Origin of the sequence: Paenibacillus dendritiformis (assembly GCF_945605565.1) — a bacterium.
Classification (GTDB): domain Bacteria; phylum Bacillota; class Bacilli; order Paenibacillales; family Paenibacillaceae; genus Paenibacillus_B; species Paenibacillus_B dendritiformis_A.
The window spans coordinates 2,521,918-2,542,324 of the sequence record NZ_OX216966.1; the positions used below are offsets into that span (position 1 = coordinate 2,521,918).

Here is a 20,407-nt window from a genome sequence, read left to right on the forward strand (position 1 = left end):
CCCTCTGCTGTCAGGGGGCAGTTTTTTTGTATGCGTTTCCGTCGATACTGGACATAGGAGCCAGCTAGATTGAAGGATCCGCGGAAGGAGGATTGGCATGGAGGGGCATAAAAAGAAAATCAGCATGGCCCAGCTTGCCGGGCTGCTTACGCTTGCCCGGGGGCGCATAGCGGCGGCATGCATCTTGATTGCGGCGGTGCTTGGCATCTATATTATGCGGCTCGGCTGGCTACAGCTTATCGAGACGCATCGTCCTGTCCAGGGGGGCGGGCATACGCTTCTGCAGCGTTCCATTATTCAGCGGGAACGAGGCATCGTGCTCGACGACGGCCGGGGGTCGATCCTGGATCGCAACGGCCGTCCCTATACGGGTGCGGCCGTGCAGGCCGCCGTCCTGTTCCCCGTTCATCGCGATTCGATACCATCCGAAGCGGTACGCACGCTTGCGCTCTGGTTCCATACGACGGAACGAGACGTGCGGGCGCGCTGGGAGAGCGCTACTGAACCGCTCGTATGGCCTTCGTCCCGCGACGGCAAGCTGCCCCATCCGCTTACGCCGGAGCAGTCCCGGCGGCTGAATGCTTCCGGCTGGGACGGGGTGCGCTCTCTTCCGATAACGGTCCGGTATCCGCTCGGCAAGGATACGCCGCAATGGATCGGATTTGTCGCGCAATCCGCCGGGGAGCAAGGCAAGGCGGGCATGTCCGGGACGAGCGGAATGTCAGGACTGGAGCGGTCGTTCGAGCCTGTGCTGCGGAGCCTCGGGCCGACGATACTCGTCCATTATACCGATGCGGATCAGCGTCCGCTGTATGGTCTCGATATCCGGATCCGCCGTCCGGACAATCCGTATTATCCGCTGCAGCTTATCACGACGGCGGATCGCGAGATCGAGGCTGCGATTGGGCAGGCCGCGGATGAAGCGGGCATGAAGAAGGGCTCTGTCGTCGTGCTCGATGCGGCGACGCGCGATGTCGTAGCGATGGTATCCCGCCCGGCCGCCGACCCGAATCATGTGATGCCCGAGCAGGGGGCCTGGAATAACCGTGCGCTCAAAGCGCTGCCCCCGGGCTCCGTGTATAAGCTGTTCATCGCTGCTGCCGCGCTCGAAGCTCAAATCACGGATCCGCAGGAACGATTCCATTGCAGCGGCGACTATGGCAAATACGGTCTATCCTGCTGGCTCAAGGACGGGCACGGAACGTTGACACTGCGTGAAGCGTTGGCGGAATCCTGCAATGTCGTCTTCGCCGAGCTTGCAGAACGGATGAGCGCCGCCGAGCTAGAGTCGTATGCCAAGCGGTCAGGGATGGCAGCCACTGTCGGCATGAGCTCCTCGGATGGCCGCGGGCATAACGGGTTGAAGCATTTTGATGGAGAAGAGACGAGCCGGATATTTGCAGCGGGAGAGGATAACGGGATGATTGACGGGGGAGAGCGGGCGCAGCTTGGCATCGGACAGCGCAATGTGCGTCTGACGCCGTTGGCGGCTGCCAATTATGTCGCCACTCTGCTTCAGGACGGAGTCCCAGGGGAGCCACGTCTCGTCCAGGAGATCCGTTATGCGAACGGGCTTCCTTTCGCCCGCTTCGATGCCGGAACAGGAAGCGAACGGGTGATGAAGCCGCAGACGGCGAGACAGGTGCGTCATTGGATGGAGGATACCGTCGCCTATGGGACGGGACAGTCGCTTCGCCAAGCGGCCTGGCGGCTGGCGGGCAAGAGCGGAACCGCACAGGCTGATGCTTACGGAAGCGGGCGGCTGCATACGTGGTTCGTCGGCTATGGCCCGGTGGAGAAGCCCAAATATGCGGTCAGCGTCGTCTTTGAGGATGAGCCTGCCGGGACGTCCCACCGGGCAACCGCCTTATTCGGCAAAGTGATGGATGTGCTCGCAGCGCATGAGAATTCCGGCTTGCCGCGCCGCAGCACGCGGTAACCGCCTGTTCAGGCTTGTCCGCGCGGCTGCGGCTTCGTGCCGGCAGGAAAATTATTTATTGTCCGTATCCCGCACGGTTCCGTCATTCCCCGTCGGTCCTTCCGGGAAAGGGGAGGCATCGAACTCTTCTTTTGGCATACGAATCCATTTGTTCAAATACCCTTGATCATAGAGAGCCTTGACCAAAATAAGAAGAATAGGCGACAGTACGACCCCCACGACACCAAATAACGACAAAGACAATATCATAAAGGAGAGCATCGTAAACGCAGACACGCCCAACGTATTGCCCGTAATTTTCGGGTCCAATATTTGTCGAGTAATCAGCGTGACGCCCAGAACGACGGTGAGCCAAATGGCGAGCCAGCTATTCCCCGCGATGAACAGGTATACGATCCACGGAATAAAAATGACCGGAACGCCGAGCAGCGGCAGCAGATCGAACAAAGCGGACAAGAGGCCGATAAGAAACGCATTGCTCACGCCAAGGAGCAGCAGCGAGATGAAAATGATGCCGAACGTAATCGAGATCAGCTTCAGCTGCGCTTTCAAATAGGCGGCGATCCCTTTAATGACATTTTCCTTCAGGAACGTATATGCATGTCGAAATGTTTTGGGCGTATGAGTGCGCGCGGCTCTTCTCCACGTATCGATCTCGATGCTGAGGAAGTAAGCCAGTATAATCGCGATGCCAAAATTGACGGTGAACGCCGAGAAGGAGGAAATATTATTGATAATCCAGCTTAAAAAATCGAGCGCTATTTGCGAGCCTTTCTTCGCGATCGTTCCGACATACTCATTCAGGCGCGTGGTCACGTCTTCAGGGAGCGTCTCATATTTCTGATGAAGGAACGCGGTAATGTTCGCAAATTCCTTCTGAAGTACTTCAATATATTTGGGCATTCTCTGTTGAAGCTCTATGGCCTGCTTCATCACAATGAAGCCAAGACCAAAAATAGCGCCCAGAATAAGCAGAATAAACAGCCCTACCGACAGGGCGGAAGCGATCGCCTTGTTGACGCCGCGTCGATGGAGAAATCCGGCTAGCGGTTCAATGAGCATGAACACAATGAAGGCAAGGAAAATAGGCTTGGCGATGGAGTACAGATAACTGAAGCTATACATGATAAGGTAGATCGTCAGTATGAGTAGTCCAATGTCAAAAGCCGTTCTCCAATATTTGCGGTAAAACGCGATCATGAAAAATAACTCCTTTGCTCCCTATTCTATTCTTGGATCCCATTGTACACGAAAATGAATTCCAGTGCCTATTCTTTCATGATATGTTACAATAAACTTATCGCCTCGCAGGGGTATAGATATAAGAATGAAACGGGGAAATTAGGATGGAAATCATTTTATTATGGTGCTTTTACATCCTGACGTTTTATGCGTTTCTACCAGGTATCATCAGCCGATTATTCGGTTTCCGCGTGTTCCAAAAAGGCAGATCGGATTCGAAGCTGGCGCTGACGTTCGATGACGGGCCAGATCCGGAATATACGCCGCAGCTGCTGGATCTATTGAAGAAATACAACGCCAAGGCAACCTTCTTTGTCGTTGGCATCCATGCGGAGAAGCACCCCGAATTGCTGAAGCGAATGAGCGATGAGGGGCATTTGATCGGCATCCACAACTACGTCCATAAATCCAACTGGCTGATGCGTCCGAAAACGGTGAAACAACAAATTCGCAAAACGTCGGATATTATTATGTCCGCTACCGGACAACGCTCACACTATTATCGTCCTCCGTGGGGGATTGTTAATTTATTTGATTATGGCAATCTCGGTCATCTTCAAATTATTCTCTGGTCCGGCATGTTCAACGATTGGCGGAAGAAGGTCGGCGAGGAACGGCTGTTCCGGCGCATGATGAAGCGGTGCCGGGGCGGAGAGGTTCTGCTCCTGCATGACTGTGGCCATACGCTTGGCGCCGACGAGGAAGCTCCGGGCATCATGCTGAGGGCATTGGAACGGTTTTTGAAGGAAGCGGCGGAGCGCGAGCTGTCCTGCGTTCGCGTAGATGAGCTGATCAAGGAGACCGAGAAGGAGAAGATCAGCAAACCTTCCTGGTTGAAGCGCAGCATTATTAGCGGCTGGCTTCTATATGAGAAGGCGTTCCATGTGCTCTATGGCCTCCAGACGACCAATCGGCAAGATCCCGTGTTTCATTTCCGGGTCCGCCCGTATCATGGGCAGACGCTTCAATTGGATGACGGCATCGAATTGAAGCGGGACGATGAGATACTGGAGCTTCATTTCGATAACAAGCGGCTGTACGAGATTGGCCGGCGTTCGCGGTCGCCCGTCCAGCTTGCAATACAGATGATACGCGCCGTAGAGAAATCGCTGCCGGAGCTTGCGGATTATATTATGGATCATCCGGAGCTGAAGGCGAACGTGAAGGCGTTGTACGGCGTAAGCATGATCCATCGGGGGCCGGAGCAATTCGGGTTCACCGTGCGGGAATTGCCGCGAGGCCTATTTTCCTGGTGTACGCGCCGATATTTGCGCCTGCTGATGAGCGTCATTCATCCTCAAGGGAAGATGAGACTGAGAGAACACTCGGAACAGATGGTTCCCAAAGTGATGGTCATGTCCGTCCAGACACTGCTTACCCGCTATGGCAAATCACGCAAGCCGGTGATGGAGCCGCAGCCGATGATCATCTTAGATAAAGGAATGGAAAAAGCGACGCACTATTTGTAAATTTTTTTAAAAATAAGATAGCAACAATGCCGCCCCAGTTTATTGGAATTACATAACAATAATGGGGCTGCTTTTTTTATTTCTTTTTTTGCCCCGGGGAATGCGAGGTTTATGCAAAAAAGTGAAAGAACATGCAAATGCACACCAGTGGTGGATTTTCGGAAATTTTGTCTCTTATATCATGGACATTTTGACGAAAAATGCGACTATCCTCCGTATTCGCCATTCAGAAAACCGTGCTTTTCCCGGACTTTTCTACTACAGTTGATAAAAAAAAGTTATCGTCATAAAACCACAAACTTTCAAATTAAAAAGCATAAAGGGATTTACAAAACCGAAATTATAAAGTAGTATTATGAAAAAATATTCGTTTCCTGCTTATGAAATGGGGGTTTTTCGCAAACTTATTTGACCAATGTTCTATAAAGCGTTAACGAACGTTTTTTACTCATCGCGATGATTTTTTTATCCTATACAACTTTATAACTACTTCAAGTTACAAAGGTTACAAAAAACATCAGAAATTGAACATCAGGGGGAGAATGTTGTGAAGAAAAGATTCAGCATCATCATGTGCCTGCTCCTGTCCTTGACGCTCGTGCTGTCCGCTTGCGGCGGAAGCGATAGCGGCAACGGCGATTCCGCAGGACAAGCTAATCAAGAGTCATCCAACAATGGCGGCGCAGATAACGGTACAGACGGCGAGTTGGTCTCTGACGGCTTGATTCCGGCAACGGACAAGAGCAATTCTCCAGCAACGGCTACAAACCGGACAGATACGGCTATCATTGGTATCACGGCACCTAGCGGTATCTTCAATCCGATCTTTGCTGAATCTGCATACGATGTATTCGTGACAGAATCTTTGTTCAACGGCTTGCTTCAAATTAACAAAGACGGTACTTATTCCACAGACTTGGCGGAGGATTACACCATCTCCGACGATAAGCTTACTTACACATTCAAGCTGAAGGACGGCTTGAAGTTCAGCGACGGTTCCGCATTGACGGCGGAAGACGTGGCATTTACATTGACCCTGCTGCATGACAAGTCTTACGACGGACCAAGCGACATCATCAAAGACGCAGCGATCAAGGGCGGCCAAGAATACAAAGACGGCAAAGCGACTTCCATCGAGGGCATCAAGGTCATCGATCCGAAAACAATCGAAGTCACTACGCTGAAGCCGCGCGCGCTCGCGCTGGGCGCTATCGGTGACACACGCATCATGTCCAAGGCATATTATGGCAAGGACTACAAGCAAGGCGACCTGTCTTATATGAAAGACTTGTTCACGAAGCCGCTCGGCAACGGCGCTTACAAGCTGGACAAGTTCGTTCCGGGACAGGAAGCGGTATTGTCCGCGAACGAGAACTTCCATCTCGGCGCGCCGAAGATTCCGCACCTGATCTACAAATTTACTACGGATGAGACGAACGTGCAGTTGCTGCAAACCGGTGAAACCGATATGGACATGGTTACCGTATCGAAAGACCAAGTAGAACAGCTGCAGGAGCTGGGCTTCCTGGACATCAACCTGTTCCGCACGAACGGTTACGGCTATATCGCCTTCAACCATAACAAAGAAATGTTCAAAGACAAGCGCGTTCGCCAGGCATTGGCTTACGGCCTGGATCGCCAGCAAATCGTAGACGCGGTATACCAAGGCTATGCGGAGGTTATCGACATTCCGCAATCGAAGGACTCCTGGTCTTACACGGATGAAGTAACGAAGTACGATTTCAATCTGGAAAAAGCGAAGCAGCTTCTCGATGAAGCGGGCTGGACGGTAGGAGCCGACGGTATCCGCGAGAAGGACGGACAGAAGTTCAAGATTACGTTCACCGCTTCTTCTCCGAATCCGGTCAACGACGCGATCATTCCGGTCGCTCAAGCGAACTGGAAAGAGCTCGGCATCGAGCTTACCGCCGAGCAAATGGACTTCAATGCCGTTGTCGAAAAACGTAAAAAAGGCGACTTCGACATGATGTTCCTGGCTTGGTCCTTGACTCCGGATCCGCAATCGAGCGAGAATGTGTTCAAGACGGGCGGTTCCCAGAACGACATCGGATATTCGAATCCGAAGCTGGACGAGCTGTTCGAAAAGTCCGGCAGCGAAGTCGACGTAGAGAAGCGCAAGCCAATCTTCAAAGAAATCTACCAAGAGCTGAATGAAGACTTGCCTTACATCTACCTGTATCAACGCCGCGACATGTGGGCAACGAACGCGCGGATTCAAGGCTTCGATATGTCGCCATACCGCAAGTTTACGACAGATTTGAGCACTATCCAAATTCAATAACGACTTCAAAAGTGCTGCATACCGAATGCTCAGCCATCAGGCTGGGCATTCGGGTTTATTTCATGCTAGGAGGAATAATTATGAAACAATACGCCTTGCGGCGGCTGTTGCAGCTGATTCCGACCATTATCGGCGTGTCGATTCTGCTGTTCGCGGTCTTCGCGATGGCGCCGGGGAACTTCATCGATTCCAACCCGACGCTGTCGAAGGAGCGCGCAGCCGAGCTCAAAGCGATCCATGGCTTGGATAAGCCGCTCGTTGAACGTTATTTCACTTGGGCTGAAAATACGCTCAAAGGTGATCTCGGATTGTCATTGCAGCACAAACAGCCAGTCACCACGGTCCTTAACCGTTATATGTGGAACTCCTTTTTGATTGCCGCTATCGTGCTTGTGCTCAGTTGGGCCATTGCGATTGTAGTCGGCGTTTTTGCCGCGATCAAGCAGCATTCTTTCTTTGACGGCATGGTTACGCTGGTCGTCTTTGCGCTGATGTCGCTTCCGTCGTTCTTTGTCGGGTTATATGCCATCAAAGTGTTTGCCGTCGATTTGGCATGGGCGCCGGTCGGCGGGATGTACACGTCAGGCAGCAATGCGACAGGATTCGCGCGCTTCTGGGATCTGCTGCAGCACTTAGCGTTGCCTGTTGCCGTGCTGACGGCATTGAGCGTCGGCAGCTTGACCCGTTATTTCCGGACGAGCATGCTGGACGTTATCCGTCAGGACTTCATTCGGACAGCCCGCGCCAAAGGGCTGAAAGAACGCACCGTCATCTTCAAGCACGCGCTGCGGAACGCTCTGCTTCCTGCAATTACGCTGCTTGGGATCGAATTGCCAGGATTGTTCTCCGGCGCCATTATTACGGAGAAAATCTTCAACTGGCCTGGTATCGGCCGCATTAACTTGGACGCAATCAGTGCCCGTGACTACTTCCTGTTGATGGGCTTCACGATGTTCCTGGCTCTGCTGACGATGCTGGGGAATTTCTTAGCAGATTTACTTTACAGAGTCGCCGACCCTCGTGTCCGGATGAAGTAGAAAGGGGAGTTATTTGTGTCTCAAACGGTAGCTGAATCCGTTAAAGGAGCTAATGTGCGCCAGGCCAAACCGGCTTCCCCGTGGAAGCTGGCTTTTAAACAACTGCTGAAAAACAAATTCGCGGTCACGGGAGCAATCGTCGTTATACTTATGTTTATCATCTGCTTCCTTGGACCGGTTGTGTCTCCTTATTCGCTGGAGACGATGAATATCAAGAACGGCAACAAGCCGCCCAATGCCGCGCATTGGCTCGGCACGGACAATCTGGGCCGCGACATTCTGCTGCGCGTCATGCTGGCGGGCCGGGTCTCTCTGCTCGTAGGCCTCGTCGCCATGGCTATCTCCGTGACGCTGGGCAGCTTGATGGGCGCGCTTGCCGGTTACTATCGCGGATGGGTAGATACAGTTATTATGCGTCTTGCCGACATTATGATGTCGATTCCAAGCTTGCCATTGCTGATTATTCTCGGCGCGATCTTGTCCGATATGAAGGTTCCGCCGGACCAGCGGATTTATCTCGTCATGTTTTTGCTCGGATTTATGGCGTGGCCGAACTTATCGCGTCTCGTACGCGGGCAAATCTTGATGCTGCGCGAGCAAGAGTTTATGCAGGCGGCCGAAGTGCTTGGCCTGCGCGACCGACGTAAAATATTCCGCCACTTGCTGCCAAATACGGTGCCAATCATTATCGTCGTGGCGACCTTGCTGGTAGGCAGCTCCATCTTGTATGAATCGGTATTGAGTTATTTGGGTCTCGGGGTTGTTCCGCCGACACCTTCATGGGGAAATATGATTTCGGCAGCGAACAATATGATAGAATTTAAGAAGCGGCCGTGGTTGTGGATACCGCCAGGGGTATGTATTTTCTTGACGGTTATTGCCATCAACATCATCGGGGATGCCCTGCGTGACGTGCTCGATCCGAAAATGAAGAGGTAGGAGATACGATATGGCAAACAATTTGATCGAATTTCGCAATCTGCGGACGAATTTCTATACCAGTGGTGGGGTCGTGAAAGCGGTCAATGATGTCAGCTTCTCGATCAGAGAAGGCGAGACGCTGTGCGTTGTAGGCGAATCCGGCTGCGGCAAGAGCGTCACAGCCATGTCATTGATGCGTCTCGTCGCGCCTCCGGGGAAAATCGAAGGCGGAGAGATTATTTATAAAGGGCAAGACCTGTTGAAGCTTAAAGAGCGTGAAATGCGTCAGATTCGGGGAAATGAAATCTCGATGATTTTCCAGGAACCGATGACGTCGCTCAATCCGGTATTGAAAATCGGGGAACAGCTGGTTGAGCCGATTTTGCTGCACCGGGGCGGAACGAAGAAGGAAGCGCGCAAGCGGGCGATCGATCTGATCGAGCTCGTGGGCATTCCGCGCGCAGAGCAAATTTTCGATGCGTATCCGCATGAGCTGAGCGGCGGCATGCGGCAGCGGATTATGATCGCGATGGCCTTGACCTGCGATCCGAAGCTGCTCATCGCCGACGAACCGACGACGGCGCTGGACGTTACGATCCAGGCGCAGATTCTCGACCTGATGCGCAACATTAAGAGCGAGTTCAAGACGGCGATTATGCTGATTACCCACGATCTCGGCGTCGTGGCCGAGATGGCCGATCATGTTGTCGTCATGTATGCCGGCAAAGTCATTGAAGAAGCGCCGGTCATCGAATTGTTCCAAAATCCGAAGCATCCGTATACCCAAGGGTTGCTGAAGGCGAAGCCGATTATCAATGAGCGCCGGGAACGGCTCTATACGATTCCTGGACAAGTTCCGAACCCGGTTGAACTGGGCGAAAATTGCTATTTCAATGACCGTTGCGAGCATTGCATGGCGGTGTGCACGGAGAAGCAGCCGACGCTGAAGACCTATGAGAAAGGACATAAGGCATCATGCTGGCTGTATGAGAAGGAGGGGAAAGCACAATGAGCCAACAAGCGTTACTTGAAGTTGAAGATCTAAAAAAATATTTCCCCATCCAGGGCGGTCTCTTCTCGCGGACGGTCGGACATGTGCGTGCGGTTGACGGAGTCAGCTTCACCCTGCAAAAAGGGGAAGCGCTCGGCTTGGTAGGCGAGTCCGGCTGCGGCAAGTCGACCACGGGACGGACGATTCTTCGCCTGCTGGACAAGACGGAAGGGAAAGTCATTTTCAAAGGCACTGATATTCATTCATTAAATAAAAAGCAACTGCGCGGCATGAGACCGCAAATGCAGCTTGTATTCCAGGACCCATACAGTTCCTTGAATCCCCGCATCAAGATCGGGGATGCGATTGGCGAACCGCTGCTCGATCACGGTCTCGCAAGCAAGAGCGATATTCGCGACCGCGTCAAAGAAATTTTGACGATTTGCGGCTTGGCTCCTTACCATATCGATCGCTATCCGCATGAATTTTCCGGCGGTCAGCGCCAGCGCATCGGAATTGCGCGCGCGCTTATCATGAATCCGGATTTCATCGTGGCGGACGAACCGGTATCTGCCCTCGACGTATCGATTCAGGCGCAAATCATTAACCTGCTGAGCGATTTGCAGGAACAAAAAGACTTGACTTATTTATTCATTTCGCATGATTTGTCCGTTGTCGAACATTTGTGCAACCGAATTGGCGTTATGTACTTGGGCTCGCTTGTTGAATTGGCTCCGCGTGACGAGCTGTTCAAGCGCCCGCTGCATCCGTACACGCAAGCGCTGCTGTCGGCCATCCCGATTCCGGATCCGACGCGCAAGTCGGAGCGGATCGTGCTGCAGGGCGACATTCCAAGCCCGGCGAACCCGCCAGCCGGATGCAAGTTCCATACCCGCTGTCCGTTTGCAAAGGATATTTGCAAGCAAGCCATACCGGAATTCCGGGAAGTTGCCAGCGGACACCATGTGGCATGTCATCTGGTAGAGTAGTCAAGTTCCAGTCATCATGGCATACACCCAACTTGGAAAGCAAAAGCGCGGAAGCAACCTCCGCGCTTTTATTGCGTTATTCGGTTATGGAACGAGGCTCCATTTCGACGCTAAATAAAGCAGTGCGGCAGCCTCTTGGCGGGTCATCGCTTGCCTGGATTTATAATCTGCCGCTCCTTCGGCCAATAGTGTTACCTCCGGGCCGTAAAGTTTCATGCCCACAATAAATTTGACCGCCTCATCCGCCCAGGCATCTGTCTTCCCGGTTGTTGTGCCTTCGACCGACTTGGCCCCCATGGACAGCATCACCCTGAAGAGGATGGCCGCTGCCTCCTGCCGGGTTATCTTCTCCTTCGGCCTGAATAATTGATCCGCAGGCGCTGCAATAAAGCCGTATTCCACAGCGCTTTGAATCCATCCCGCTTCCGGGAGCGCGTCGATATCTTTGAACAGCGCGGCATTTTTGGAAGCAGGAATCCCGATCCATCTCATCACCTGCTCCACAAATTCCGCTCTGGTCAACGGCTCTTCCGGGCCGAAGGCTCCATCCGCTTTGCTCTTGACGATGCCGAGCTGATGCAAGCCATGTATATATTCTATATAAGGGTGCGCATCACCGATATCGTTAAAGCGTTCAGGCGTGCCGAGCTTTTCTGCCCAGGCGGTCGGGTCGGCATTGGAGTACATATACGCAATCGACCCGTCCGGATTTGCTTTGAAGGCAATCTTACTGCCATGCTCATCTTCGAATAAGAGAGGATCGATGGGTTTGGCCGTTTGCTTGCCCATTATATTTTCAAGGACAAGCTGCCCATCCGGGGCCGCATGAATGCGGGTAATCAGGTAGCTTATCCGCACATCGCGATAGACCCCTTCGAACCGTCTCAATTGGTCTCGAGTTAGCGCAAGATAGGCTTGTTTCTCGTTCTCTTGCTTTGGATAATACCGATCCATAAAAGCCTTGAATATCATGTCACGCAAATTTTCAGACTTGTTGTACACGATAAATGCGCCCGCGTTTTGCTCCGGCAGCAGCCACATCCATGAGGTGAAGCCGCCAGGCGCCGCACCGCCCTTGCCAATCACGTATTGTCCGTTGTAGTGGTCCTGAAGCGCATATTCAAAACCGTATGCCATATTCGGCATCTTCGGATGAATCGCAAGATGGGTCTTGCCCATCTCGTTGACGGTGTCTTCCTGCAGAATGCGGCGGTCGCCCAATTTCCCCTTATTCAAATAAGCCAGCATAAATTTGGCCATATCGCTTCCGGTCGTTAACATGCCGCCATGTGGCATATCATTCGGGACAAAATTATAAAGCGGCGTTGCTTTGTTGTCAGGCCCGTAACCGACAGCCAGCCGCGGGACAAGATCCTGCGTCAACAGAAAATGGCTGTCGTTCATGCCGAGCGGCTTGAAAATATGTTCCTTCATATACTGATTGAACGGCACTCCCGCCACCTGTTGAACGATGTAGCCTTGGAGCATGGACGCCATATTATCGTATTTATACACTTCCCCCGGTGTTCGGGTAACGGCAGGCATCCACTTTTTCACATAATCTTCGAGCTTCACTTCTGCAGCCAGATCATACGATATCGAATCTCCGACAGGGGGATCGACGATATCGAATCCGGTCGTATGCGTCAATAAATGCTCCATCGTGACGGGGGAACTCGTATTGTTCTTCATTTTGATATCTCCCAAATAATGCTGAACATCACGGTTTAACTCGATTTTCCCCTGTTCGACAAGCTGCATTACCGCCGCTGCCGTAAATACTTTGGACACCGATGCGATGCGGAACAAGGTTTTCTCGGGATCGACAGGAATTTTTTTCTCTACGTTCGCATACCCATACCCTTTCTGCAGCAGTACCTTTCCGTCTTTTACCACCACAAATACCGCTCCCGGCACACCTAGTGCCTTGACATCCTGTCTCGCAAAAAATTCGTCCGCGAATGCCTCCACGTCTTGGGCGTTCATCGAGCCCTGTGACTTGCTCGTTGGGCTTGCTGCTGAGGACGATGCTTGAACCGAGGCAACGCTTGGCGAAACCGAGGAAACCATTAACAGCCCGGCCAATAGGGCTATTATTTTTTTCCGATAACATACACTTTTCAAGATAACTCTCCTCCTTTACTTCATTAGCTGTTCCCGCTTACTTTCTGATGCCGATGTCCGTAATGAGAACCGCGCCGGCTTCGGTTTTATCGAATTCAAAGCTTACCTTGCTTAAGAGCTGCGGGTTAAACTGAGCGTTAACCTGTGTAAAGTCGCTTAATGGAAAGCCGTAATTTTGAAAGACAGGCTCTTTGATATCACCGGAATTGGCAAAGGGCGCTTTCAGCAGCTTGCCTTCAATCATCGGCACCAGCTTTGCAATATGGCTTAACGGAAGGCTGGCTTGGTTCCCGTTCATATCTTCCACTTTGATCGTGAAATCAAGTAAGCCTTCCTGATAGGAGGCGTTGTTTCTTTCGCTCTTGTCAGCGATCGAGAATACGAAGGAATCATGTTCTGCCAGGTCTAACCCCTTCTCGGGCAGGACGAGCGAATAGGAAGCGGCCTTTGAATTGTTGCTTCGATCCCACCTTACCTGGACAGCGCTGTACAAATCCTCGCCGAACTTCATTTTGACTCTTTCTTCCTTCCACTCCTGCAAATTATCGCCAATGAGCTTGCCTCCGGGAAGCGTCGTGCTCCGTACATCGATATCTTCATCGAACGAAGCAATCAGCGTGGTCCGGGAATCGTTATAGTCGCTAATATACATCGTATCGGGAAGCCATTGTTTGGCATAGCCGAGATCCTGGAACACGGCTTGATATTCCTTCTTATTTTTCAAGGTGGCGTCCAAAAAAGAAGAAATCAGCACTTTGGCTGCCGTTTCCTGCTCTTCCCTCGGCATCAACTGCTTCAAATTGAAGAGTTGGTTCCCCAATCCAACGCCATCGCCTCGGCTCCAGACGCGATTGAACTGGCCATGATTGGCCCCGTAGATGTATACGGCTGCCTTCATGAAATCGTCCTGGCCGCTAAAATGGGTCCGATGATACTGGCTCGCTCCGCGGAAGCTGTTCACATCCATATCATGCGATCCCTGCAAGGCCAGGTAATTGACATCGTCTACCGGCATCGGCTTGCCGGAAGGCCGATATTGCAAATCGGTGCCTGCGATCGAGATAATGGACCGAATATGAAAGTTATAATCGAATGTGATGTTGCCGTTATCCGGATGCGCGCCTAATTTGTTATAAGCTGCGGCAATCGTAATCGCTTCTCCGCCTCTGGAGTGGCCAATCAGCGCAATATGATCCATATCGACCTTTTGATAAAAAGGATGGGTCCTGTCCTGATTCCATGCCTTCCACGTCTTGAGATGTTCCAGCATCAGCATACCTCGCGCAGGATTCTCCTTCTCCAAAGCACTGAACATGAACATGTCATCCCACGGCGAGGCGTTCAAAAAATTCTCGTCAATCGATACGAAGATGTAGCCGCGGCTGGCCAGCAGTTGGCCAAGATAGTCGTAGCCGGGATCGGAATATTCTGTCATGAGATGATTGCCGTGCACGATCACCACGAGCGGAAACGGCCCATCCCCTTCGGGATACCATACCAGCCCGTTTAACGGCATCGCATCCGGGCCGAAGCCTACGGTTTTCGTTCTCAGGGACGACCACTTCTCGACGAAAGCAGACCCGTCCACCGGTTGCGTCACAAGCGAATCGGGTTGATTAAATTGTGTACGGTAGCTGTTTTTACTGCCATAAGTTAATGTTTTAACTTTGTAGGTTCCTTCCTCCGCCGGATTGGCCAACAGCTTGTTCTGATAACGGGCTGCCGTCTTAAGTTCTTTCAAATGGACCCCGCGAACCTGCGCTTCACCGTCATGGAGAGTCCAATATCCGGCTAATCCGATCACGGCGGTTGTCGACATCAACAGGACCAGTGCCGAAATCATTTTTGTCCTGGTTGCATATTTGTACCCGCCCTTGAGCAGCTTGTACAGAGTCGCGCCCCACAGCGAGAGCAGAACGATTAACCCGAGAATAAAAACGAGCGTCATTTGCATCGGTCCTATAAAACAGATAAATAGCAGCATAAAGGCACTGAAGAACAACCATAAATAACGGGTTGGGATTTTCTTGACCAGATGCAGCATCAATGCAATGATGCCGCCCACGAGCGCGACAAAAATCAAGGATATGGCCGTGCCTGCAGCCAGATCGAAAAAACCGCGCGCCCCCAACATATAATTGGCTTGTAAAAGCACGAAAAACAACGTGATGGCTCCCAGAGCGATCGATGCTCCCATCCATCCGGCCGATAAGGGCTTTACTTTCATTCGATGCCCTTTCACTCTGCCGGCCCACTGCCTGGCTCTCTCTATCATCCGCTCCATACCAAGAATCCTCCTAATGACATGTATAGTTATCCAACCACTATCGTTCATGTTACAAGGGTATTCTTTCTCGGCGCTTTCATCATTCTTTCAGTAATCTTACAAATGATATTGCAAACGAAAACACTTGACTTGAAAAGAAAAAGCGCGGAATGAATCCGCGCTTGAATGGTGTTATGGGGTTCCTGCAGGCAAGGAAGAGTCCGGCAGGAACGGCGTGTCAGGCCGAATATTGCCCGGCGAGCAGATGGCGGGAGACAATGTCTGATATGAATTCGATGAAGTCCCAGGCATCATTGACAGGCTCCGTCCGGACGAACTGTATGCCGCATGCTTCGGCCTGCCGCTTCGCGTCCTCGCCGAGATCATGATAGACCTCAACATTGTCGGTCAGCGAGGTCAGCTCGCACAGCACGACCGCTTGGCAGCCATGGCCGGCCGCTTGCCGGATGACGTCCTTCACATCCGGGCCGAGCCAGCGCTGGGGCGCGGGCATGCCGCTCCGGTAGGCGATGTCCCAGCGTCCGATCTCCGCTTCCTCCGCGATGAGACGGGCGAGGCGGCAATATTGGGCGATAAACGCAGTATGCGCCGAAGGCAGGCCGGGCTTGCTATGCACGGTGAAGATGACCCGTGCCGAAGGCAAGCTGGCGGCAGGGAGCCAGCGGTAAGCATCGCGCAGGCGGCGGGCTAGCAGCCGGATGAAGGCGGGATGCTCCTGCCAGTTCGCCACGGCGGTTACCCGGATAGGCGCGTCCGCTCCATCTGCCGCCCGCGCGGCTTCGTGCATATACATTCCGGTTCCGGCGCTGAAGGGGGACAGATGCAGCAGCGCCAGCCGGGAGATGCCGTCGGCTGCCGCTTGCCGCACCGCTTCGGAGACGAAGGAAGGCGAGTGCTTATAGCCGATATAGACGGGGACCGGAGCGCTGCATAGCTGCCCGAGCCGCTGCGACATCGCTTCCGCCTGTCTCGCGGTAACCGCATAGAGCGGATCGCATGCCGCCGTCTGCCGGTAACGGCTCACGCCTTGGGCCAAGGCGTCCGGGGAACAGCGGCCCCGCATAATATGCTCGTACAGCTGCGGCACATCATCGATCGAGCGGCAGGCGCCATAGGCGGCCAACAGGACGGCCTGCGCCGGCTCGCCCGCATCCGGTGCTGTTGGCGCTGCAACCTTCGCCCCCGCCAATGCCGCCTGGGGCGAATCTGCCTGACGGCCGGGCTCCAGTTCACTCATGATCGGCCTCACCGTCCTTCCACAAGTCCGGGTGAAGCCATGCCGACATATGCAGCATGCCGTCGACGGTATAACGATTCGGCGCGAGCAAATCCTTCGCCTTCATCGTCGTGATGCGCCCTTGCTGTACCGCGGTCAGTGTATTCCACTGCGGATCGGACTTCAAGCCGGACAGCCATTCTTCTCCGGTACCGTCCCAGTCGCCGAGAACGATATAATCGGGATCGATCTTGATCAGATCTTCGATCGACGCTTTGATCGATTTGGCGATGCCGAGCGCATCCGCCGCAGGCTCCGCTCCGGCAAGGCGTATCATATCGTAAGCGATGTTGCCCGGCCCGATGACATAAGGGCCCGTGTTCGGGCCGACGGGGGAGAGCACCAGCACGGTCGGCTTGGCCGTCAGCTTCGCGGTGCGCGCCGCGGCCTGCTGCAATTTTGCCTCGATTTCCTCTGCGATAAGCACTCCCTTGTCGGCATCTCCCACCGCTTCGCCAATTTTCCGATAGTTGCCCATCACCGCTTCAAATGTCCCCCACTGATCAAAGGTAATGACGTTGACGCCGGCTTGGCTGAGCAATTCTTCGGCATCGCTCTCGGTATGATGAACCTTCGTCAGCAGCACGAGATCCGGCTGGAAGGACAGGATCGCCTCGGGATCCAATCCGGTCGCCCCGCTAATCGGGTTGGCGACCTGCTTCCCCATCTCTGCGTTGACAGCAAGATAGGGGTTGGAGATGCTCTTCGGAATCGCGACCACCTGTGCCGGAACGATAAATTCCAAGACCGCGTCCGCCGTATCCAGCGATACGGGCGCGACCTTCAGCTTGTCATTCGCTTCTGGAGCAGAAGCGGGGACGGATTCCGGCACCGTGGTCGAAGCGCCGGACATTCGGTTGGCCAGGATCGCCGCCAAGCCGATGACGACAATGACCGCCGCCAGCCCGATGATCATGTTCCGCTTCGCTTTGTCATGTTGTCTCATCTAATGAATTCCTCCTGGTTAGCTAATGATGTGTACATCGATGGTTCGAACTCGGCGTCCGCCTGATCGAAGGCGAGAATCGATAAGCCTCTCGCAGCGTGTTCGCGGCGGATGACGGCACGAATGCCGTATACCGCATAAAGATGCTCCGCGGTCAGTACTTCCTCCGGCGGGCCGAACGCCCGGATGCGCCCCTCGTGAAGCATCAGCAGCCGGTCGCAATAGCGGGAAGCCAGCGATAGATCGTGCAGGGAGGCAGCTACCGCCAAGCCTTCGCGGGCCAATCCGCGCAGCAGCGACAGCGTGCGAAGCTGATGGCGGATATCGAGCGCGGAGATCGGCTCATCCAGCAGCAGCAGCTGCGGCTCCTGTGCCAGCGCCTTGGCGATGAAGGCGAGCTGGCGCTGGCCGCCGGAGCAGGCATGGATATAACGATCGCGCAGCGGCTCGATCCCGCATTGGCGCATTGCCTGCTCGGCGCAGCCGATATCCGCAGCGGACAGGCTGCGGAAGAGCGAACGATGGGGATGGCGCCCCATCGCGACAATCTGTCCGACGGTGAAGTCGGCGTCAAGCGAGCAATCCTGCGGAACATAGCCGATGAGCCGGGCCCGCGCCGAGGCGGAGTAGGCGGCATGCGGCCGGCCGTCGAGCAGCAGGCGCCCCCGCGCCGGGCGCAGCAGTCCGCACACCATGCGGAGCAGAGTGGATTTCCCGCTGCCGTTGGGGCCGATAATGCCGACAAATGAACCGCGCCGAAGCTCGAACGAGATATCATTGATAATGGCTCTGCCCTCAATGGAGCAGGACAGCCGCTCTGCTTGCAGCAGCTTGTCCGTGCCGGAATCCGTATCCGTTGATCGCTTTTCCTTCATGCGAGATTCCCCTTTCTTCTGCGCAGCAGCATCATGATGAACAGAGGGGCGCCGATGCAGGCGCAGACGACGCCGACCTGAAGCGTAACCGGCTGCAGGATCATTCGCGAGGCGAGATCCGCCAGCACGAGGAAGGACGCCCCGAACAGCGCGCTGAGCGGAAGCAGGTGCCTGTGGTCCGCTCCGGCCAGCAGCCGGATCAGATGCGGAATCACCAATCCGACGAAGCCGATGATGCCGCTGACGGAGACGGCGGTTCCCGTCAGGAAGGAGGCGAGCAGAAGGATGGTGTAACGCGTGCCTTGCACGGGAACGCCGGATGCCTGCGCATGCTCGTCTCCCAACAGCAGCAGATTCAGCGTGCGGCTGAACAACGCGATCAGGATAGCCGCAATGGTAACCGGAAGCGCGATCAATTGCACATGCTCCCACGTTCTCGCCTCCAGCCCGCCCTGGAGCCAGAAGACAATGCTTCGCAGCTGCTGCTCATGGGGCGCGCTCGCAATCACGACATTGATGACCGCAGACAGGAGCGCATTGATGCCGATGCCAAGCAGCAGCAGTGTCGTCACATTCGGCTTGCCGCTGGCGCGCCAGATGGCGAGGATAAGGATGACGGCAGCCAAGGCGCCGGCGAAGGCCGCCAGCGGCAGCGCGTAGGAAGCGTGCTGCGCGAAGCCGGAAGCAATCACGATGACGGCCCCGGCCGCCGCTCCCGAGGAGACGCCGAGATAGCCCGGCTCAACCAGCGGGTTGCGGAACACGCCCTGCATGGCGGTGCCCGCTACGGAGAGAGCGGCGCCGACAAAGACGCCGACCAAGACGCGGGGAAGGCGGATCGCCGTGACAATCATCAGATCGCGCTCCGGAATGCCGGCATGGTCCAGCCATCCGATGGCGTGCAGGATAGCCTGCAGCGTATCCGCGAACCGGATGGAGACGGGGCCGATGGAGCAGCCGGCGATGACGGACAAGAGCAATGCCGCCAAGCCTGCGGCGCCGAGCAGCGCGACGCGCGCATGTCCGCGGGCCGGATGGCGGCGAAGGACGGGGGGATGGCTTGGGCTGCTTGCTTCAGTCTTGGAGTACATAGTTACCACCTTTCCCGTTCACAACAAAAATAGTCCAATACAAATAAGTTGGGTTAGGTAAACATTTATTACTATAGCGCATGCCTGGAAAGCCGTCAATGGAGGAATAGAATCGGGCCGAGGGGAGATAGAAAGGGCGAAAGCGCCAAAGGTCGAGAGTGCTAAAGGTCGAGAGCGGAGAAGTAAGCATAGAAATAGGGCGGATACGGCAAAAAGGGGCGTTCTCATAAGTCTCATAGGCATTGCAAAAGGATTGGGGTCGGCGGTTGGGGGCGACGGGCCGACAGTGAATGTGGAAGTGAGAAAAGGAGAGAAAAGGCGAGGAAAGTCGGAGAAATACAGGGCATACGGCGAGAAAAACGGGAAAAGGCGAGGAGAGGAAAGGAGAGGAAAGGAGAGAAAAGGCGAGGAAAGTCGGAGAAATACAGGGCATACGGCGAGAAAAACGGGAAAAGGCGAGGAGAGGAAAGGAGAGGAAAGGTGAGAAAAGGCGAGGAAAGTCGGAGAAAGACGGGAAATACGGCGAGAAAAGCAGGAAAAGGCGAGAAAAGCGAGAAAAGCGGGCAAAGCGGGAAAATGCGAGGAAAGGAGAGGGAAGTCGGAGAAAGACGGGAAGTACGGCGAGGAAAAAATGGCGGCGGGCAAAGCGGGGGATGATGGCTGAGGCAGCGAAATCCTGCCTGAATGCAGCAATTTTCGCTATTTGAGCTACTATTTGATGAAATTCCTGCAAAAGTACATTAATTCCATCGATTTGTGTCTTTGATCTATTGGATAGTCTGAAATTAATGCAGCTGTGCAGCAATTCCTATTACGGAATACATGTCATCAAAGAAAACTGTATTTTTACAGTTTTTCAGCAGGCTGAGGCGTGATGAGAAGCAGGGAAGGGGCTGTCTCGCTGCAGCTAGAAAACTG

Annotated in this window: 15 protein-coding genes; 8 read left to right on the forward strand and 7 right to left on the reverse strand. The window is 54.0% G+C overall.

From position 1 onward, the window contains the following. Positions 1–97: 97 nt before the first annotated feature. Positions 98–1,939 (forward strand): peptidoglycan D,D-transpeptidase FtsI family protein, encoded by a 1,842-nt coding sequence (locus NNL35_RS11040; RefSeq protein WP_254553363.1) that lies wholly within the window; start codon positions 98–100, stop codon positions 1,937–1,939. Positions 1,940–1,990: 51 nt separating this feature from the next. Here NNL35_RS11040 and NNL35_RS11045 read toward each other — a convergent pair whose 3' ends face one another. Then, positions 1,991–3,139 carry an AI-2E family transporter gene (locus NNL35_RS11045; RefSeq protein ID WP_254553364.1) on the reverse strand — a complete coding sequence of 383 codons (1,149 nt, stop codon included), beginning with the start codon at positions 3,137–3,139 and terminating at the stop codon, positions 1,991–1,993. Positions 3,140–3,285: 146 nt separating this feature from the next. Here NNL35_RS11045 and NNL35_RS11050 point away from each other — a divergent pair, with 146 nt between their 5' ends. The 6 genes from NNL35_RS11050 (at position 3,286) to NNL35_RS11075 (ending at position 10,890) form a co-directional block, all read left to right on the forward strand. Then, positions 3,286–4,650 carry a polysaccharide deacetylase family protein gene (locus NNL35_RS11050; RefSeq protein ID WP_254553365.1) on the forward strand — a complete coding sequence of 455 codons (1,365 nt, stop codon included), beginning with the start codon at positions 3,286–3,288 and terminating at the stop codon, positions 4,648–4,650. Between the two features lie 547 nt (positions 4,651–5,197). Further along, positions 5,198–6,952 (forward strand): ABC transporter substrate-binding protein, encoded by a 1,755-nt coding sequence (locus NNL35_RS11055; RefSeq protein ID WP_254553366.1) that lies wholly within the window; start codon positions 5,198–5,200, stop codon positions 6,950–6,952. 80 nt (positions 6,953–7,032) lie between these two features. Then, the gene (locus tag NNL35_RS11060; RefSeq protein ID WP_111154810.1) at positions 7,033–7,989 is read left to right on the forward strand and encodes an ABC transporter permease; all 957 of its coding nucleotides are present in this window, start codon (positions 7,033–7,035) and stop codon (positions 7,987–7,989) included. A gap of 15 nt (positions 7,990–8,004) precedes the next feature. Then, positions 8,005–8,928, forward strand: coding sequence for an oligopeptide ABC transporter permease (gene opp4C, locus NNL35_RS11065; RefSeq protein WP_111154811.1), 924 nt, complete (start codon positions 8,005–8,007; stop codon positions 8,926–8,928). Positions 8,929–8,938: 10 nt separating this feature from the next. Next, positions 8,939–9,922 carry an ABC transporter ATP-binding protein gene (locus NNL35_RS11070; RefSeq protein ID WP_006676968.1) on the forward strand — a complete coding sequence of 328 codons (984 nt, stop codon included), beginning with the start codon at positions 8,939–8,941 and terminating at the stop codon, positions 9,920–9,922. Beyond that, positions 9,919–10,890, forward strand: coding sequence for an ABC transporter ATP-binding protein (locus NNL35_RS11075; protein WP_006676969.1), 972 nt, complete (start codon positions 9,919–9,921; stop codon positions 10,888–10,890). Before NNL35_RS11070 ends, NNL35_RS11075 begins: the two co-directional genes overlap by 4 nt. Positions 10,891–10,974: 84 nt before the next feature. On the opposite strand, the gene NNL35_RS11080 is transcribed toward NNL35_RS11075, so the two are convergent. The 6 genes from NNL35_RS11080 to NNL35_RS11105 form a co-directional block, all read right to left on the reverse strand. Continuing rightward, positions 10,975–12,876 (reverse strand): serine hydrolase domain-containing protein, encoded by a 1,902-nt coding sequence (locus NNL35_RS11080; RefSeq protein WP_254553367.1) that lies wholly within the window; start codon positions 12,874–12,876, stop codon positions 10,975–10,977. A 175-nt stretch (positions 12,877–13,051) separates the two neighbouring features. Further along, positions 13,052–15,298: a hypothetical protein gene (locus tag NNL35_RS11085; RefSeq protein ID WP_006676971.1), complete on the reverse strand. Its 2,247-nt coding sequence runs from the start codon at positions 15,296–15,298 to the stop codon at positions 13,052–13,054. A gap of 220 nt (positions 15,299–15,518) precedes the next feature. Beyond that, positions 15,519–16,538, reverse strand: a complete 1,020-nt coding sequence (locus NNL35_RS11090) for a ferrochelatase (RefSeq protein ID WP_006676972.1) — start codon at positions 16,536–16,538, stop codon at positions 15,519–15,521. Beyond that, positions 16,531–17,523 carry an ABC transporter substrate-binding protein gene (locus NNL35_RS11095; RefSeq protein WP_006676973.1) on the reverse strand — a complete coding sequence of 331 codons (993 nt, stop codon included), beginning with the start codon at positions 17,521–17,523 and terminating at the stop codon, positions 16,531–16,533. Before NNL35_RS11095 ends, NNL35_RS11090 begins: the two co-directional genes overlap by 8 nt. Further along, positions 17,520–18,398: an ABC transporter ATP-binding protein gene (locus NNL35_RS11100; protein ID WP_006676974.1), complete on the reverse strand. Its 879-nt coding sequence runs from the start codon at positions 18,396–18,398 to the stop codon at positions 17,520–17,522. The genes NNL35_RS11095 and NNL35_RS11100 overlap by 4 nt, the downstream gene beginning before the upstream one ends. Then, positions 18,395–19,489, reverse strand: a complete 1,095-nt coding sequence (locus NNL35_RS11105; protein ID WP_006676975.1) for a FecCD family ABC transporter permease — start codon at positions 19,487–19,489, stop codon at positions 18,395–18,397. The genes NNL35_RS11100 and NNL35_RS11105 overlap by 4 nt, the downstream gene beginning before the upstream one ends. A 286-nt stretch (positions 19,490–19,775) precedes the next feature. Between NNL35_RS11105 and NNL35_RS11110 the strand changes: the two genes are divergently transcribed. Then, positions 19,776–19,973, forward strand: coding sequence for a hypothetical protein (locus tag NNL35_RS11110; RefSeq protein ID WP_254553368.1), 198 nt, complete (start codon positions 19,776–19,778; stop codon positions 19,971–19,973). Positions 19,974–20,407: the final 434 nt, after the last annotated feature.

What these genes read in the sequence shown, in the direction of transcription:
- NNL35_RS11040 (WP_254553363.1), top strand. Translation starts at nt 98, where the DNA reads ATGGAGGGGCATAAAAAGAAAATCAGCATGGCCCAGCTTGCCGGGCTG.
- NNL35_RS11045 (WP_254553364.1), bottom strand. Translation starts at nt 3,139, where the DNA reads ATGATCGCGTTTTACCGCAAATATTGGAGAACGGCTTTTGACATTGGA.
- NNL35_RS11050 (WP_254553365.1), top strand. Translation starts at nt 3,286, where the DNA reads ATGGAAATCATTTTATTATGGTGCTTTTACATCCTGACGTTTTATGCG.
- NNL35_RS11060 (WP_111154810.1), top strand. Translation starts at nt 7,033, where the DNA reads ATGAAACAATACGCCTTGCGGCGGCTGTTGCAGCTGATTCCGACCATT.
- NNL35_RS11070 (WP_006676968.1), top strand. Translation starts at nt 8,939, where the DNA reads ATGGCAAACAATTTGATCGAATTTCGCAATCTGCGGACGAATTTCTAT.
- NNL35_RS11075 (WP_006676969.1), top strand. Translation starts at nt 9,919, where the DNA reads ATGAGCCAACAAGCGTTACTTGAAGTTGAAGATCTAAAAAAATATTTC.
- NNL35_RS11080 (WP_254553367.1), bottom strand. Translation starts at nt 12,876, where the DNA reads ATGAACGCCCAAGACGTGGAGGCATTCGCGGACGAATTTTTTGCGAGA.
- NNL35_RS11085 (WP_006676971.1), bottom strand. Translation starts at nt 15,298, where the DNA reads ATGGAGCGGATGATAGAGAGAGCCAGGCAGTGGGCCGGCAGAGTGAAA.
- NNL35_RS11090 (WP_006676972.1), bottom strand. Translation starts at nt 16,538, where the DNA reads ATGAGTGAACTGGAGCCCGGCCGTCAGGCAGATTCGCCCCAGGCGGCA.
- NNL35_RS11095 (WP_006676973.1), bottom strand. Translation starts at nt 17,523, where the DNA reads ATGAGACAACATGACAAAGCGAAGCGGAACATGATCATCGGGCTGGCG.
- NNL35_RS11100 (WP_006676974.1), bottom strand. Translation starts at nt 18,398, where the DNA reads ATGAAGGAAAAGCGATCAACGGATACGGATTCCGGCACGGACAAGCTG.
- NNL35_RS11105 (WP_006676975.1), bottom strand. Translation starts at nt 19,489, where the DNA reads ATGTACTCCAAGACTGAAGCAAGCAGCCCAAGCCATCCCCCCGTCCTT.